Origin of the sequence: Micromonospora sp. HNM0581, from assembly GCF_012726175.1 — a bacterium.
GTDB lineage: Bacteria > Actinomycetota > Actinomycetes > Mycobacteriales > Micromonosporaceae > Micromonospora.
Map to the genome: position 1 here is coordinate 235856 of NZ_JAASAD010000006.1, position 17189 is coordinate 253044.

9 protein-coding genes are annotated in these 17189 nt (G+C 70.2%); 4 read left to right on the forward strand and 5 right to left on the reverse strand.

Annotated features, from left to right (window positions below; all coding sequences use genetic code 11):
- Positions 1-10 precede the first annotated feature (10 nt).
- The 3 genes from HCA58_RS10925 to HCA58_RS10935 form a co-directional block, all read right to left on the reverse strand.
- Positions 11-331: a multidrug efflux SMR transporter gene (locus HCA58_RS10925; RefSeq protein WP_169597660.1), complete on the reverse strand. Its 321-nt coding sequence runs from the start codon at positions 329-331 to the stop codon at positions 11-13.
- 76 nt (positions 332-407) lie between these two features.
- Positions 408-1862: an FAD-dependent oxidoreductase gene (locus HCA58_RS10930; RefSeq protein ID WP_240955947.1), complete on the reverse strand. Its 1455-nt coding sequence runs from the start codon at positions 1860-1862 to the stop codon at positions 408-410.
- Between the two features lie 128 nt (positions 1863-1990).
- The gene (locus HCA58_RS10935; RefSeq protein ID WP_169597661.1) at positions 1991-7498 is read right to left on the reverse strand and encodes a biotin carboxylase N-terminal domain-containing protein; all 5508 of its coding nucleotides are present in this window, start codon (positions 7496-7498) and stop codon (positions 1991-1993) included.
- 305 nt (positions 7499-7803) lie between these two features.
- On the opposite strand from HCA58_RS10935, the gene HCA58_RS10940 reads away from it, so the two are divergent.
- Both HCA58_RS10940 and HCA58_RS10945 read left to right on the forward strand, forming a co-directional pair.
- Positions 7804-8025: a hypothetical protein gene (locus HCA58_RS10940; RefSeq protein WP_169597662.1), complete on the forward strand. Its 222-nt coding sequence runs from the start codon at positions 7804-7806 to the stop codon at positions 8023-8025.
- Between the two features lie 162 nt (positions 8026-8187).
- Entirely contained in the window at positions 8188-9678 is a 1491-nt protein-coding gene (locus HCA58_RS10945) for a DEAD/DEAH box helicase (RefSeq protein WP_169597663.1), read from the forward strand.
- A 72-nt stretch (positions 9679-9750) separates the two neighbouring features.
- Here the strand turns inward: HCA58_RS10945 and HCA58_RS10950 are convergent, their stop codons facing one another.
- Entirely contained in the window at positions 9751-11343 is a 1593-nt protein-coding gene (locus tag HCA58_RS10950; protein WP_169597664.1) for a GGDEF domain-containing protein, read from the reverse strand.
- 284 nt (positions 11344-11627) lie between these two features.
- Here HCA58_RS10950 and HCA58_RS10955 point away from each other — a divergent pair, with 284 nt between their 5' ends.
- Positions 11628-12854, forward strand: a complete 1227-nt coding sequence (locus HCA58_RS10955) for a serine protease (RefSeq protein ID WP_169597665.1) — start codon at positions 11628-11630, stop codon at positions 12852-12854.
- 245 nt (positions 12855-13099) lie between these two features.
- Positions 13100-15076, forward strand: coding sequence for an acyl-CoA dehydrogenase (locus HCA58_RS10960; protein WP_169597666.1), 1977 nt, complete (start codon positions 13100-13102; stop codon positions 15074-15076).
- A 121-nt stretch (positions 15077-15197) separates the two neighbouring features.
- Here HCA58_RS10960 and HCA58_RS10965 read toward each other — a convergent pair whose 3' ends face one another.
- Complete coding sequence (locus tag HCA58_RS10965; protein WP_169597667.1) at positions 15198-16766, reverse strand: alpha/beta fold hydrolase; 1569 nt, start codon at positions 16764-16766, stop codon at positions 15198-15200.
- Positions 16767-17189: the final 423 nt, after the last annotated feature.

Consider the following 17189-nt stretch of genomic DNA (forward strand, 5'->3'; position numbering starts at 1 on the left):
ATCGGACCCCTCAGTGCGCGCCGTCGAGGTTGAGTAGCACGACACCGGCGATGACCAGCCCGACACCGCAGCCCTTGACGAGGGTCAGCGGCTCACCCAGGTAAGCCGCGCCGATGGCGACGATGGCGGCGGTACCGAGGCCCGACCACATGGCGTACGCGACACCGACAGGTATCCCTTTGACCGCCTGGGCGAGCAGGGCGAACGCGGCCAGGTAGGCCACGGCCAGTCCCAAGGTCGGCCAGAGCCGGGTGAAGCCCTGCGTCGCCTTGAGCAGGCTCGTACCGGTGACCTCGGCCGCGATCGCCAGCAGCAGGAAGACGTAAGCCACCTGGAACCTCGTTCGCCTCGACCCGCTTCGACACCGGCAGCGTACGCGGGCAACGGCCTCCGGCGCCCCAGCGGTCTCAGCGGGCGCGTCGGTTGGCGCGCAGGGCGCCGAGGATGACCTTCGGTGTGGCCAGCGAACCGGGGTGTCTCCGCATCGAGACGACTTCGTTGAACCGACGGGCGGTAGCCACGTCGGTCACGGTCGCCGCGACGATCTGCCGGCTGATCCAGCTGGAGAGCCGGTACCCGCGCGGGTAGGGGCCGTCGACGTGCGGCAACGCCAGGTCCGCCGAAGTCGATATCGACCAGGCCGCGTCGACCACCACCTTCTGGAGGGCGAAGAAGCGGCGGGCCGGCAGGCCGAGGTCCGGACCCTGCCGCAGGTAGCTCGCCAGGCACGCCGCGTGCAGTGCGGCGGCGGTGATGCCCTGACCGTAGACCGGGTTGAACGAGGCGACCGCATCGCCGACGCTCACCAGCCCGGCCGGCAGCCGGGTCAACGCGTGGAAGTCCCGGCGGCGGCTGTCGGAGTGCCGGTAGGTCTGCACGTCGCCGAGCATCTCGCTGTCGGCGACCACAGCGAACTCCGACGGGAACTGCTCCCGCAGCCGGCGGACGAAATCCTCGGCGCTCCGCCCCGGACGGTGCTCCGCGTAGCCGGCCATCATCGCCATCCACCGACCGTCCTCGATCGCGAAGAACGCGGCGCCGGCGACGTCCCCGGACGTCGCCGGGCTGTGCAGCGCCATCACCACCGCGTGCTCCGGATCTTCTTCGTGGCGCCGGAACAGAGCGGTCGCGTAGTTGAGGTCCACGGTCATCCGGCGCAGCGCCGGCCGCTCCCACCCGGCCTCCGCCAGCCAGTCGGAAAGCCGACTGGCCCGCCCCATCGCGTCCACCACCAGGTCCGCGCGTTCGACCCCTGCCGACCCGCCCACGTCGCACCGGACACCACTGGTCACCTGACCGTCGAAGACCAGCCCGGTGGCCCGCGCGGTGACCGTCTTGACGTTCGGCAGCCGCAGCACCTGCTGCCGGATCAACGACTCCAGCAGCGGTCGGCTGCCGGCCAGGCTGTCGGCGTCGTCGGGGACGACGACCTTCAGCCGACCGTCGAGGTAGCTACGCCGGGCCGAGGGCGCAGCCTCGACCGCACCCTGCGCCAGGGCCTGCTCCCGGAAGCCGGGGAACAGGTGCTCCAACTGGAGGAAACCACCGGGTAGCAGGGCGTGCAGCTGTGTTCCCTGTGGTACGCCCGGCCGTCCACCTGCCGCGTGCAGGTCGTCGCGGTCGATCACCACCACGCTGGCGGCGTGCTCCGAGAGCACCCGGGCGGCCAGCATCCCGGCGATGCTGCCGCCGACCACCACCGCCTTGTCCATGACCGGTGACGGCTGGTCGGGCGCCCGCACCGCGTTGAGCGCGGCGAGGACCCGAGCCGGCGAGAGGGACATCGTGCTCTCCAAACGGGACGAGGTGCGGCGCGCCTCGCCGCCCACCGGCACCTGGTACCCGGGGAGGCCGACGGACATGCCGGCCGGCATGACGCACGACGATCGTTGCACAGCGATGGGATGGCAGCGGCAGTCTGCCCGCCCCTTGGTCCCACCGCGGCACACCGGCGACGGGACCATGGCCCGCCGCCGGCGTCCCCGACAGGTCAGGACGGTCGGGCGGCCTTCGCCAAGCCGCGTTCGACGGCGGCGATGAGCTGCGGGCGCAACTCCTCGGGTCGGATAATGGCGTCCACCGAGCCGACCTCGACCGCCCGCTGGATGCTGTGCACCCGGTCGAACTCGGCGGCCACCTCCGCCAGCTTCTCGGCCCGCACCGACGAACGTACGTCCATCAGCTGCGTGACCAGCGCCGCTCGCTGCCCGCCTGTCGCACCTGCGACGCGGACCTCCAGGTCGGCCACCCGTGGATCCTTCGCCGTACGGGTGTTCACGTCACCGGCGAACACCACGGCCGCGGCCGGCGCGCCGCCGATGACGGAGGCGAACGACCCTTCCACGGCGAGCACCGTCATGTTCGGGTTGAGTGCCTTGGAGAAGACTACGAACGCACCACCGTGGTACCGCGAGATGACGCAGAAGACGATTGGTCCGTCGAAGTTGACGATCGCCCGGCCGATCTCCGCGCCGTACTCCAGTTGGAGCTGTCGCATCGACTCCGGCGAGCCGTCGAAGCCGGACAGGTTGGCCAGCACCACGAGCGGCCGGTTCCCGCTGGCCGCGTTGATCGCTCGGGCGGCCTTCTTCGACGAACGAGGGAAGAGCGTGCCGGCGGTGTAGGTGTCCGGCCCGTCGGTGGGTGGGAACCCGCGCCGGGGCACCGTGCGGGACTCGATGCCGAGTAGGCACACCGGGATCCCGCCGAGGTGCACGTCCTGCACGACCGCCGTCTCGGCGTCGGCCATGCCCGCCCAGCGTTCCAGGATCGCGTGGTCCTGGTCGGCCAGAGCCCGCATCAGCGTACGGATGTCGAACGCCTTCTTGCGGTCGGGGTTGCGTTCCCGGGAGAAGATCTCGCCGACGGTGGTGAAGTCGCTGTCCGGCATCACGTGCGGGTAGTCGGAGATGTCCCGGTCGACCGGGTCGGTGGTGACCGCCCGACGCGGTCGGCTTTCGCCCGGCGCCACGTAGGCGTGGTCGTGGTAGGCCATCAGGACCCGGTGGGCAGCCCGCAGGTCCGGCGCCCAGTACTGGGCCTGACCGTTGGGGCCCATCACCCGGTCGTAGCCGCCGATGCCGAAGTTGTCCTCGGCGGAGACCCCGCCGGAGAAGTCGAGGGACTGCTTACCGGTCAGCACCATCGCCGAGTCGGGCGTCATCACCAGGATGCCCCTGGTGTGCATGAGCATCGTCGCCTCGGCGTTCCAGTACGGCTGGGCGCCCACGGTGATCCCCGCGACGACGATGTTGATCTCACCACCGGCCTGGGTGAACTCGACGATCCGTTTGAGCGCGGCGGCCACCCAGTCCATGTTCTCGGTGCCCGAACTCATCGAGATCCGCGCCCCGGCCGACAACGCGAACCAGTCGACCGGTACCCGCATCCGCTCGGCCAGGTCGAGGGCGGCGATCACCCGTACGCACTCCGGCTCGGCCAGCGCGCCGAGGGCCCGGGTCGGGTCGCCGAGCAGCACCACCCGGGTGACACCCTCCGGATAGCGTTCGGTGGGTGTGCTCGCCACACCGACGACGATGCCCGCCCGGTTGTGCCCCTTCGGCCGCTGTACCGGGACCAGTTCGCCGGAGTCGGCCAGGTCGTACTCGACGAAGCTGCCGGCACGGCCGGCGAGCATCCCGGTCAGCTCGTACGGGTAGGTGGTGCCGCGCCGCCGTGCCGACAGCACCTTCTGCCGGTAGTCGTCGAGCGGCTGGATCAGCTCCGCCGTCGGCTCGGTGACGGCGATGCGCACGCCCTCGGCGTAGGAGATCTGCACCGCGATGTCGGTGAGTTCGCCGTTGTCCTCGTTGCGCTGGCGGCCGAGGAACAGCACCTCCTCCAGCCCGGCGTCCGCCGTGATCGGCAGCACCCGCTGGGCGACGGCGTTCAGGTCCTCGATGCTCAGCTCGTTGGGCGGCCAGACGAAGAGGGTGATCCGGTTGGTGTCGAACCGTTTCTTCGCCGGCCGTTGCGCCTGCACGGTGCGGATCGCGTCGAGGCAGGCGTCGAGTGCGCCCTCGACCGCCGGCAGCGCCAGGATCCGTCCCTCGGTGTCGCGCAGCGGGGTGAGGTCGCGTACCTGGGCCATCGCGGCCAGCCGCTCGTCGGCCGGATTGTCCGGCGCGACGCAGTGGAAGAGGTAGACCTCCTCGTCGGCCGAGGGCAGCCGGGTCAGGTCGAAGTTGCGGAGCCGGGGCAGTTGCAGACGCTGGGCGATGAGCGGGTGTAGACCCCGGATGACCCGGTCCTCGCCGAGGTCGGGCCGGAAGGTGAAGTGGTGGTGCATCTCGGCGCCGTTACGTCCAGCCACCGAGATCGTCACTCGTTGGAGCACGTCCAGCAGCCCGGCCTGGTCGAGTACCTCCCGCAACGTGGCGACCATTGCCTCCGCGTCGGGCTGCTCGGCCCAGGTCAGGTACACGTCAGCGACCGACGGCGCGGGATCGTGACCCGCTGCCGGTGCCGGGTCGACGTCGTCACTCGTGCTGGTGAGCACGGCGACCTTCGTCAGGGTCTCCGGCAGCCCGACGAAGTCCGTGGCCGCGGCGACGAGGCGGAAGCGTTCGTCGTCGCGGTCGTACGCGGCGGTGAAGAACGCCTGCCCCGCCACCTCGACGGCTCGGGCGTCGCTGGCGCCACGGTTGCCGTAGTAGCGGCGGCTGAGCACTTCGAGCATCGGGCCGTGGTCGGCACCTGACCGGCCGATGCGCTGAGCGAGCAGCCGGACCAGCGGCTCCGGTGAGGCGACCATCGTCGCGATGCGCTCGGCCCGGTCGGCCGCGTCGGGGTTGCGGTCCAAGTGGCGCAGGTTGGCCCGGACCTCGGCGTACACCTCGGCCCGCTTGCGCCGCAGCATCGGCTGTGCCGCCCAGCGGAACACCACGCTGCGGGCGAGGTCGCCGACGACCGGGAAGCGCCGTTGGGTGGCGAAGATGAGGTGTTCCAACGCCTGACCGACCAGCTCGCGCAGGCTGTCGGCGGGCGGCGGCTCGGTGAGCCACCGTTGCAGGAAGGTGACGATCACCTTCACGTCGGCCGCCGTCCGCTGCTGCGCCAGGAAGATCCGGAAGACTGCCTCCTCCAGTTCCGGCGTCCGTTCGAAGTCGTCGACGCCGTAGTGGGCGAGCACCCGGGCGAGACGCTGACGGAACGTTTCGGGCAGGGCGGCCCGCTCGACGTCCAGGCACTGAAGGTAGGAGTGGAGGTACTCACGCGGGCTGTGCACGGGGGTGTCGACCCGGGTCTCTTCGCCGGCCGGCCGGTTGCGACTGAGCTCGGACAGGTCGGCGAAGACCTGGAGCAGCTCGACCTCCTCCTCCAGCGGCCGGTGCGGCAGCTCGGCCCGGGCAGCCAGGTATGCGGCGAGGGTGCGACGCTCGTCGCGCGGGTCCAGGTCGTAGCCGAGCAGCAGGCTGCGTAGGTCGGTGATGCCGCGAGCGACGCGATCCCCGGCGGACAGCCCGGTCGGCTCAGGCGGCAACTCCAGGTCGACGGCTGTGGTTTCGGCGGTCTCGCTGGCGACACCGTCGCCTACGGGTTCCAGCCGCAGCAGCGGTGCGCCGGTCTCCACCTGGCTGCCGACGGAAACCAGACACTCGCGCACCTTCGCCGCGAACGGGGCGCGCAGCACGGTCTCCATCTTCATGCTCTCCAGCACCAGCACCGGCGCGCCGGCCTCGACCTCGTCGCCCACCGTGAGTGGCGTCGCGACGACGAGCGCGGGCGACAGGGAGCGCAGTACGCCACCCTCGTCCCGGCTGACCCGGTGCGTGACGCCGTCCACCTCGACCAGGTGGATCGGTCCGTGGGTGTCGGTGATCAGCCGGAATCGCCGGCCGTTGACCAGGATCCGCCCGGTGTGCTCGTCGAAGCGTTCCAGCTCGACGTCCATGGTCGAGGTGTCACCGACGCAGACCCGGAACCGGTGTGGTCCGGTCTGTGCGACGGAGACCCGGTAGGTCGCGCCGCGCAGCTTGAGGTCGATCGGCCGACCGCTGACATGCTGGACCTGTGGACGGCCACCGTGCGCGGTGGAGAGCAGCCGCTGCCGCTCGACGTGCGCCTCGTCCTCGTACGCCTCGATGGCGGCGGCGGCCAGCGCGACCCCGGAGTGTCGGGTGCAGACCAGTCGGCCCTGCGCGCGGACCCGGTCGATCCAGCCGGTGTCGGCGCTGGCGTCGATCACTTCGGGTTGGTCCAGCAGGTCGAGCAGGAAGCTCTTGTTGCTGGCGCCCCCCTCGATGATCACCGTGGTTTCGGCGACGGCGCGGCGTAGCCGGCTCAGTGCCTCGTCGCGGCTGCGGCCGTACGCGATGATCTTGGCGATCATGGAGTCGAAGTCGGCGGGAATGACGTCGCCCTCGCTGACCCCGGTGTCGACCCGCACGCCGGGGCCGCTGGGCAGCACCAGCCGCACGATCCGTCCGGGCGACGGGGCGAAGTCGCGGTCGGGGTCCTCGGCGTTGAGCCGGGCCTCGACGGCGTGCCCGGCCTCGACCGGGATCCGGTCGCCGAGCCGCCCACCTGCGGCCACCTGAATCTGGGCCTTCACCAGGTCGAAATCGGTGGTTGCCTCGGTGATCGGGTGCTCCACCTGCAACCGCGTGTTGACCTCCAGGAAGGCGAACATCCGGTCACCCGGGTGGTAGAGGAACTCCACGGTGCCCGCGCCGCGGTACTCCACGGCCAGCGCGAGCCGCTCGGCTGCCTCCTTCAGCTCGTGGGCCTGCTCGGCGGAGAGCACCGGCGAGGCGGACTCCTCGATCACCTTCTGGTTGCGTCGCTGCACCGAGCAGTCCCGTACGCCCAGCGCCCACGCGGTGCCCTGGCCGTCGGCGATGACCTGCACCTCGACGTGCCGCGCTCCGGTGACCAGCCGTTCCAGGAAGACCACGCCGCTGCCGAATGCGCGTTGGGCCTCCAGGCTGGTGCGCTCGTACGCCTCGGCGAGTTCGGCGTCACTGCGCACCACCCGGATGCCCCGCCCGCCCCCGCCCGCGGTCGCCTTCAGCATCAGCGGGTAGCCGACCTCGGCTGCGGCACGCTGGGCCGCGTCGAGGCTCTCCACCGCGCCTCGGCTCCACGGTGCCACCGGCACGCCGACCTCCTCGGCGATCAGCTTCGCACCGATCTTGTCGCCGAGTTTTCGCATCGCTTCCGGCCCTGGGCCGATGAAGGTGACGCCGTTCTTCTCGCACAGTTCGGCGAAGGCCGGATCCTCAGCCACGAAGCCCCAGCCCACCCAGGCCGCGTCGGCGCCGGTCTCGTGCAGCGCCCGTTCGAGGACCCGGTGGTCGAGGTAGGGTCGCGCCGACGCGGGCCCGAGGCAGTAGCTGTGGTCGGCCTCGCGGACGAAGGTGGCCGTTCGCTCCGCTTCGGTGTAGAGCGCGACGGTCTCGATCGGCGGGGCGTCGGTCTCGGCGTTGAGCTCGCGAACGGCGTGGATCAGCCGCATGGCGGCCTCTCCCCGGTTGACGATGGCGATGCGGCTGAACACCGGGCAGGCCTCCGGAAGATCGTCCCTGACAGGAGGGGACGCTCCCTCGGACAGGGGGTCCCGCTCACCCAACCTTCGTGGCTACCGGCCAGTAAGGAACACGTGGGAACTGCCACCTCCGGACAATGGTTTTTGTCGAGATCCACCAACTCAGCCTCACGTCACGGCTCGAATGCCACCCGGATCACTGCATATGCGCCGGGAGCGGACACGCCTGGTAGAGGCGACAAACACCGTGAGTAGCGCTAACATTTGCCAAGATCATCAACATTTCCCTTGCGGACCTGGTGCTATACGGTCGGTTGGTGAGAGTTGAGCGTCACTGGTGGAACGGCGACCACAGTCCGCGCGGACGTCGCGACGTCTACATCCGCACCGACGGCGAGTCGTGGGAGGTCGAGGCCCGGGCCGGCGGTGGCGCCGGCCGCTCGAAAATCTACCCGTGCCCCGGCCGCAAGTCGGCAGAGATCCTGGCCGGGGCGTGGATGGGCGGCCAGAGCCGCTGGCGGGTCGTGGCGCCCTCCTGACCGCACCGGCGGCCCGCCGACCATCGGTCGGGTAGGCTGACCGTGCGACCCGCCCGACCGCGGGTCCGATTCGATGTCCCAGGCCCCGCGCCTTCGACGCGCCAGGCCCAGGCCGGCACCGCAGCGCCGGGTGGGACGTCCCCTTCGACGTTCGGAGCCCCAATGGCGGCACGCCGCCCACAGCAGCAGATCACCACGCCCGCCCACCCCAGCTTCGCCGACCTGGGCGTGCCCGACACACTCACCCGAGTGCTGACCGCGACCGGGGTGGACCGACCGTTCCCGATCCAGGCCGCCACCCTGCCCGACGCTCTGGCCGGTCGTGACGTGCTCGGTCGGGGCCGCACCGGTTCGGGTAAGACGTACGCATTCGTCCTGGCGGTGCTCACCCGGCTGGCCACCACCGCCACACCGCGCCGACCCGGCCGCCCCCGGGCGCTCATCCTCGCGCCCACCCGGGAGTTGGCCACCCAGATCGACAGCGTGATGGCGCCCCTGGCCCAGGCGCTGTCGCTGCGCACCATGACGGTCTTCGGCGGCGTTGCCGCCCGGCCCCAGATCACCGGGCTACGCGCCGGGGTCGACGTCCTGGTGGCCTGCCCGGGGCGGCTCGCCGACCACGTGCAGGCCGGGCACGCCCATCTGGACGCCGTCGAGATCAGCGTGCTCGACGAGGCCGACCACATGGCTGACCTGGGGTTCCTGCCGACCGTACGCCGACTGCTGGACCTGACCCCGCGTGGCGGGCAACGGTTGCTCTTCTCCGCCACCCTCGATTCCGGCGTCGACGTGCTCGTCAGGCGCTTCCTCACCGATCCGGTGGTACACAGCATCGACTCACCCCGGTCACCTGTCGCCGCGATGACGCACCACGTGCTGCACGTGCACGCCGAGGACCGATTCGCCGTGCTGGTCGACCTGACCGCCGCACCGGGACGGACGGTGGTGTTCACCCGCACCAAACGCGGCGCGAAGACCCTCACTCGCCGGCTCGTCGCGGCCGGGGTGGCCGCGGTGGAGCTGCACGGCAACCTGGCGCAGGGGGCCCGTACCCGGAACCTCAAGGCATTCTCCGACGGCACGGTGCGCACACTCGTGGCCACCGACATCGCGGCCCGGGGCATCCACGTCGACGACGTGGCGCTCGTGGTGCACGCCGACCCACCCGTGGAGCACAAGGCATATCTGCACCGCTCGGGGCGTACCGCCCGGGCCGGTGCCGCCGGAACCGTCGTCACGTTGATGACCGACACGCAGGCCCCGGAGGTTCGGGAACTGACCCGGAAGGCCGGCATCTCGGCAACCACCACCCGACTGCGCCCCGGTGACGCACTGCTTCGTGAACTCGCTCCGGGGGAACGGACGCTCAGCGCACCGCCGGCCGTCCGGCCAGCCCCCGTCCGGCGGGAGGCACCGTCCGCCCCTGCGGGCCGAGGCCGCCGTGGCGGCAAGGCAACTCCGGCCACCTCGACCAGATCCGACTCCACCACGCCGACGCGGTCCTCGTCGGCCGGATCGGCACGGTCCGCCGCGTCCTCGACCGGCCGGTCCGGTGTCGCGCGGTCGGGCGGAACGCAGAGCGGCGCCGCCCGCTCCGGTGCGGCGGCGTTCTCCGCCCGGGCCCGGCCCGGCGGGCGCGGCGGCGGGCGCTGAACGACACCGGTCCCCTCCGACGAATCTGACGATCGCCCCGAACGCCCGCCGGAACGGGACCTCGACGCCCGGTCAGGTCCCGGGGTGGCGGCTGCTCACCCGGTTCCCGCCCGCCCGCTTCGCCACGTACATCGCCCTGTCCGCATGGGCGAAGGTCTCTCTGAGGGTACGCACGCAACCGGCGGCCACCCCGACACTCACCGTCACCCGCCACGCCACCATCGCGGCCACGGCATCGACCGCACGCTGGGCGACCTGCTCCGCGGCACCGGGCTGCGCCCCCGGCAGGATCGCGACGAACTCGTCACCGCCCAGCCGGGCGACGAGATCGTCCCTGCGGACGCTCGCGGCGACCACCTGAGCCACCGCCCGCAGCACGTCGTCGCCGGTGGCGTGCCCCAACGAGTCGTTGACGTCCTTGAAGCGGTCCACATCCACGATCAGCACTGCCACCGGTTCGGCCCCAGCCTCGTCGGAAGCCGCCAACTGCTCCAGGAAGCTGTCCAGACCACGTCGGTTGGCCACGGCCGTGAGCGGGTCGATCCGGGCGGCCCGTTCGACCCGATCGTGCTGCCACCGCAGCAGGTCGTACGACTGCATCGTCACCGCCGCGTGCAGCCAGCGGTGCCGTTGACGCCACAGCAGTTCCGCGAGGGCGTCCCCGTAGGTCAGGCCCGGCACCGCGTCCCGCGTCCCGTTCTTCGCCAGCAGCACCGCGTGCGTGCGGTGCAGTGCCGCGGTGATCAACCAGTCGTTGTCCGGCGACAGCCCGGTCACCGCCTCCTCGATGACCCGCAGCGCCTCCTCCGGTCGCCCGGACCGGCTCAGCGCGACCGCGTGGAACGGTTGGCACAGCAGTTGCTCCTGCTGTCGCTGCTCGACGCCGTGCTCCTGGAGCGACGCCAGGAACCGGGGAATGTCCTCCGCCGCACCGGCCGGGTCTTGACGGTCGGCACGGGCGCACGCCGCGAACAGCGACGCGCAGAGGCGCCACACCTCCGCCTTGGGGCCGGATGCTTCCGTCATCGCCCGCTTGGCGTGCTCCTCGGCCGCGGTCGTGTGCTTCTCCGCCGCAGCTACCCGACCTACCTGGTACAGCTCCAGGGCCCACATGAGGTTGAGTTCCGCCAGGTTGCACAGCCACATCGCCCGGTTGCCGTTGTCCGGATATCCGGCCCGGCAGGTCGTCTCGTACGCCGCCTGGAACTGCGGCGCCGCCAACTCGTAGAGGCGCAGCTTGGCGTATCCGATCGCCAGCCCGGTGCGGGCGTTGCCCTCGATCACCGGGTCGGGTTCCCCGGCCAGCAGGGCCGTCTCCGCGCTGACGAGATCCCGCAGGACGGTCTCGATGTCGTATTCGGCGATGTCCTGGTCGCCGAGGCGCAGTCGCCGGTCAGCGCGCAGAGACAGCGCGCAGGAGCGCCAGCCGGCACTGCTCTCCCGCTCGGCGGCGACAAGCATCAGGTCGGCGGCGGTGATCGCGGCACGCAGGTCGCCGAGCCGGGTCAGCGCCACGACGCGCGCGAAGTGCATCGCCGCCGGACCGTCGCACAGGTCTCCGGTCGGTTCCCGCAGTGCAGCGACCGCCTCCGCCAGCACCTGGGCCGCGCCCCCGGCCTGTGCTTCCTCCAGTAGCCGCAGGGCTCGGAGGGTCACATCGTCCATGCGGTCTCCTCCGCACCCGCCCCGGGAAGAACAGCCCGATGTTACGGTAGTCAGCTCTCTTCGAGAGCCCTCCGACCGGTTGTAACCCTGTGCCAGCGGTCGCCGGACAGCGACAGCCGTCCTCGCCTCGGGGCCTGAACGGTGCCGCGCGCTCCCCACCCACCGGGTATCGCCCGCGAGGCGGGCCCGCCGACCACATCGATCGATTTTCTTGCATGTATCGATCTGATTCGTGTATGAAGACTGAGGAATCGTTAAGGTTCCGCTTCCTGGGAGGAGCGACGATGAAACTTGCCCTGCGACGCCTGCGCACGGTGGCTGTCACACTCGCCGCCGGCACACTCGGACTCAGCCTGCTGTCGGCACCCGCCGCAGCGAACCCGGCGCAACCGCTCACGCCATCCTCCGACCGGGCGGCCGAGTCGGAACAGTTCTCGGCCGAGGGTGTGACGACCGTCGGGGAACTGCGCACCGTCGACGGCTCGTTGTCGCACGCCCGTGACGGCCGGACCCAGATCATCAGTCACCCCGGCGCCACCTACGTCAAGGTGCACTTCAGCTCACTGCGGCTGGCCCCCGGGGAGTACGTCACCGTGGCCAGCCCCGACGGCCGGGAGAGCTACCGGTACGACCGCCACCTGAACCGGGCGACCGGCGCCGACTACACCACCGACGGCCGGTCGGGCTTCTGGGCGATGTCGGTGGAAGGCGACACGGCGGTGGTGACGTTGCACAGCAACCGGTCCTCCCGGCGCAGTGCCGCGACCATCGACCGGTTCTGGCGCGGCTACGACCGTACGGAGATCAGCCAGCACAACTTCTCCACCCAGTCGGTCTGCAGCACCGACGCCCGCCGCGACGTGGTCTGCTACCAGAGCAGCCACCCCACCGAGTTCTCGCGTGGTAACGCCGTGGCCCGACTGCTGATCAGTGGCGGCGGCATGTGCACCACCTGGCGGGTCGGCAACACCAACCGCATGCTCACCAACAAGCACTGCTTCTCGACGCAGGCGGCGGTCAGCGGCAGCGAGATGCAGTTCAACTACCAGTGCGCCACCTGCGGGGGCGCGAACCCGGGGCCCGGCACCAAGGTGAGCGGCGCCACGCTCTACCGGGTCAGCAGCGGCGGTTCCAACCAGTTGGACTACGCCCTGTTCTCGGTCAACAACTTCGCCGCCATCCAGGGCTTCGGCACGCTCTACCTGGCCACGACCGCCACCACCACCGGCACCCAGATGTACATCCCGGGGCACGGCGACGGCAGCCCCAAGCGCCTGTCGATCTTCGAGGACACCCAGAACGGCGCACGCTGCACGGTGCGCAACGCCAACTACAACACCTGGAACATCAGCTACAGCTGCGACACCTCCGGCGGAAACTCGGGCTCACCCGTACTGAACAGCGCCCACCGGGTAATCGCCCTGCACCATCTCGGCGGCTGTCCGTCGAACCAGGGCGCCAAGGCGCACCTGATCTACAACGAGATCGCCAGTCTGATCGACAACGGCTGAACGACGACGACGGTCCGGCGCCCGGTGGCGCTCCCGCCGCCACGCTTCGCCACCGCATACCCGCTCTCCCCACCGGTCACTTGTCCGGCGGGGAGAGCACCATTTTCCCCGCCGGTGCACCTCGGATCAGGTCAGACGGCGATGGTGTCCCGCTTCACCTGCTCGTTGGACGCCGGATCTCTGTTACGGCTCGGTAACCTTGGCCGGGTACGAGCTGTATCCAACCAGCGTCCTGCGAGGTACCCATGACCAGTTCAGCACCCGGCCCCGTCGACCTCGCCCACCTCCAGGAAGTACTCGACGGGCCGTGGGCCGAGGTTCGCAACGCGCACCGCCGGCACCTCGACGAGCGCTTCCTCCCGGTGTACGGCGAGACCGGCGACCAGGCACGCGAGCGGATCACCCGGCTACTCGGCGAGCTGCCCGTCAAGCTGGGGATCGCGTCGGCGTTTCCCACCCAGTACGGCGGCGCGTCCGACGTCGGTGGCTCGATCATCGCCACCGAGATGCTGGCCCAGGTCGACCTGTCGCTGATGGTCAAGGCCGGCGTACAGTGGGGCCTGTTCGGTGGCGCGGTCGCAGCCCTGGGCACCCGACGCCATCACGACGCCTACCTTCGGGACATCATCTCCGGCCGGATCCTCGGCTGCTTCGCGATGACCGAGACCGGACACGGCTCCGACGTCCAGCAGCTGCGCACCACCTGCACCTACGACCCGCAGACGCAGACCTTCGACCTGCACACCCCGCACGAGGCGGCCCGTAAGGACTACATCGGCAACGCGGCCCGGGACGGTCGGATGGCGGTGGTCTTCGCGCAGTTGGTCACCGACGGGCGCCAGCACGGCGTACACGCCTGGCTGGTGCCGATCCGCGACGCACAGGGCAACCCGCTGCCCGGTGTGCGCGTCGGCGACGCCGGGCCCAAGGCCGGCCTGCTCGGCGTGGACAACGGGCGACTCAGCTTCGACCACGTCACGGTGCCCCGGGACATGCTGCTGGACCGGTACGGTCAGGTGGCAGCGGACGGCACCTACTCCAGCCCGATCGAGGACGACTCCCGGCGCTTCTTCACCATGCTCGGCACCCTGGTCCGGGGCCGGGTCAGTGTGGGCGGTGCCGCGTCGGCGGCCACCAAGTCGGCGTTGACCATCGCGGTCCGATACGGCGACATCCGCCGCCAGTTCAGCACCCCTGACGCCGAGCGGGAGGTGCTGCTCAACGACTACCTGGCGCACCAGCGCAAACTGCTACCCGCCCTGGCGACCACGTACGCACTGCACTTCGCCCAGGCCGAACTGGTCGCCGCGCTGCACGAGGTGCAGGGCGGCGACGGCCCGGTCGACGAGCACCGGCAGCGGGAGTTGGAGTCCCGCGCCGCCGGGCTCAAGGCCGCGCAGACGTGGCACGCCGCCCGCACCATCCAGCTGTGCCGCGAGGCGTGCGGTGGTGCCGGTTACCTGGCCGAGAACCGGTTGCCGGGGCTGCGGGCCGACACCGACGTCTTCACCACCTTCGAGGGCGACAACACGGTCCTACTGCAACTGGTCGCCAAGGGCCTGCTCACCGGGTACCGGGACGAGTTCGGCTCGCTCGACGGCTGGGGCCGCGCCTCCTTCGTCGCCGAACAGGTCCGGGAGATGGTCCTCGAACGCACCGCGGCACGGTCGCTGATCCAGCAGCTGATCAGTGCCGTGCCCGGCCGCGACGAGGAGGTGGCAGTCACCGACCGGGGTTGGCAGCTCAAGATTTTCGACGACCGGGAGAAGCACCTGCTCGAAGGGGCGATCCGCCGTCTGCGCAACGGCGCGTCGAGCAAGCAGGACCGTCCTTTCGACATCTTCAACGACGTCCAGGACCACGTCCTCACCGCCGCCGCCGCACACATCGACCGGGTGACCCTCGAGGCGTTCGTCGCCGGCATCGAGGACGCCACCGACCCGGTGGTACGGGCGCTGCTCTCCCGTGTCTGCGACCTGTACGCCCTCAGCGTCATCGAGTCCCACAAGGGGTGGCTGCTGGAGCACGGCCGAATCACGCCGGCCCGCTCGAAGGCGATCACTGCTGTGGTGAACGGCCTGCTCAAGGAGTTACGGCCACAGATGCGTACGCTCGTGGACGGCTTCGCCATCCCGGACAGCTGGCTGCACGCCGCCATCCTGCGCGAGGAGCCCGACCGCCAGGACACCATGGCCGCCCACGACGCCGCCCCGCGCGGGTGAGGGGCTGGTCCGGCTCGCTACGCCGCTGGTCCGTCACCGTCCACGAACTCCGGTGACCGGGCTGCGTCCACCGGAGGTGGCCGGCTCGTCTCGGCGGGCCGGCCACCGTGGTCCCGACGGGTCAGAACAGCCAGGTGGGCAGCCCCGGTTCGCCGCGTAGCGGCACCGGTGGCGCGGTGGGGCCGGGATCCTGGGCCGGCCTGCGGCCACGGGCTGACGTGGTACCGGGCGGCGGTGCCGCAGCGCACCGGGTGCCGTCGGCCGGCACGATCTGGTCGATCAGGTACGCCTCGACCGCCTCGTCCGCGCAGTCGACACGCCCGAACACTATGTGCCCCCACCCCTCGTAGGTGAGCAGTGCGGCGTGGTCACCGAACTGGTCGGCGGCACCGAGCGCCCAGTTGTAACCGGTCGCCGGATCGTGCAGCGAGTTGGTGAACAGCAGCTTCGTCTCGTTCGTCGGGTCGATTCGCTGCTGCGGATTGTTCGCCGGGGTCGGCCAGCCCAGGCACAACGCGCCCACCGACGCCCGGGGCGGGTGTGGCAGGTCCGGCGCGACCTGCTGGGCGTCGTCCTGGATCGACCGCCAGGCGGTGAAGTCGTTCACGGCCAGGTTCCAGTCCTGGCACAGGACCGCCTGGTAGGCGAAGGGAACGACTAGCGCAGGCTGTTCGGCCACGGTCTCTTCGGCGGCAGCTGCCCCCGACGGCCGTCCCGCGTCGACCTGCTCCAACACCTCGGCGATGTAGAGCCAGTACGGCTCGTAGTTCAAGTTGTTCATCACGAAGGTGACCAGATCCCGCTGGGTGATCCGGTAGCTGAGGTCGTCCGGATCCGGTAACTCGCCCCGGATCGCCCGGTCGAGCAGCCGGTGCCAGAACTGACGGATGTCACGGCCGTAGAGGGCGCACTGCGGCAGCCGGGAGCAGCCGGCCACGAACTCGTCGAACGAGTCCTGCCCGGTGGCCGCCTGGGTGACGGCGAAACCACGGGCGTCCTGGCTGTGATCCATCACGCTGTCGGCCACGACGGCGCGTACCCGGTCGGGGAACATCTCCGCGTACTGTTGTGCCATCAGCGTGCCGTACGACATGCCGAGAAAATTGAGCTTCTCGTCACCGACCGCAGCCCTGATCGCGTCGATGTCCTGGACGACCTGAAGCGTATCCACATGGTCGAACAACGGCCCGGTATGCGCTCGACAATCGTCGGCCAGTGCCCGACTCGCCGCTACCATCTGAGCGAAGTTGCTCGCCGTCTTGATATGCCCGGACGGCAATGCCGCGATCCTGTCCAGCGAACACATGATCGGCGAACTGCGCCGAACGCCACGCGGGTCGAAACCGACGATGTCGAAATGCCGATGCAGTTCGTCGCCGTAGTCGGTCCGCAGCACCGAGTCGACGCCGGAACCGCCCGGACCACCCGGATTTACGATGAGCGATCCACGGCGCTCCACCGATCCCGTCGCCGGCCGTTTGGCCAGCGCCAACCCGATCGTCGGCCCGCCCGGATCGGCCCAGTCGACCGGCACCTCAAGGGTGCCGCACAGGACGCTGGCCTCCTGCTCACACGGCATCCACTGCACGTCGTCGGTCCGCGACGCCGAGGCGGACAACGGGGCGAGCGGTGCCAGCACCACCCCTACGGCGACCCCGGCGACTAATCGCCGGATCATCTTTCTGCGCATGCTCCCTCATTCCGAGATCGTTTTCCCGGCTCCCACCGGCCAGCACCGAAAGTAGCGACTCCGTCAGGAACGCGGGTTACTGGGAAATTTCGCTGTCACTACCGTTCGAGATGTGCCCCGACCACACAGATCAGCCATAGCGGGAGCGCTCCCATGACCATCTTCCGGATAGCCAGGTCAATCACGGGCGGCCAGGCCCACGAGCACCGAAAATCCATTCCGGCCAACATTTGTCAACATGGCGGAGTTCACAGGCGCCGCCATCGTCGACACCAACTCCACAGTTACTCCGGTGCAACGCACGGAAAACGGCGTAACTAATAGGAAACCCTCAATTCATGCACCCCCGCACAGTGGAGGTGCGCCATGGACCTTCGGTGTCCCGACACGCCTCGTTCACCACGCGAAGCGCGGCGACGTCGT

Coding starts and splice junctions, on each gene's coding strand:
- HCA58_RS10930 (WP_240955947.1), bottom strand. CDS start 1,862: ATGTCCGTCGGCCTCCCCGGGTACCAGGTGCCGGTGGGCGGCGAGGCG.
- HCA58_RS10945 (WP_169597663.1), top strand. CDS start 8,188: ATGGCGGCACGCCGCCCACAGCAGCAGATCACCACGCCCGCCCACCCC.
- HCA58_RS10955 (WP_169597665.1), top strand. CDS start 11,628: ATGAAACTTGCCCTGCGACGCCTGCGCACGGTGGCTGTCACACTCGCC.
- HCA58_RS10965 (WP_169597667.1), bottom strand. CDS start 16,766: ATGCGCAGAAAGATGATCCGGCGATTAGTCGCCGGGGTCGCCGTAGGG.
- HCA58_RS10950 (WP_169597664.1), bottom strand. CDS start 11,343: ATGGACGATGTGACCCTCCGAGCCCTGCGGCTACTGGAGGAAGCACAG.
- HCA58_RS10960 (WP_169597666.1), top strand. CDS start 13,100: ATGACCAGTTCAGCACCCGGCCCCGTCGACCTCGCCCACCTCCAGGAA.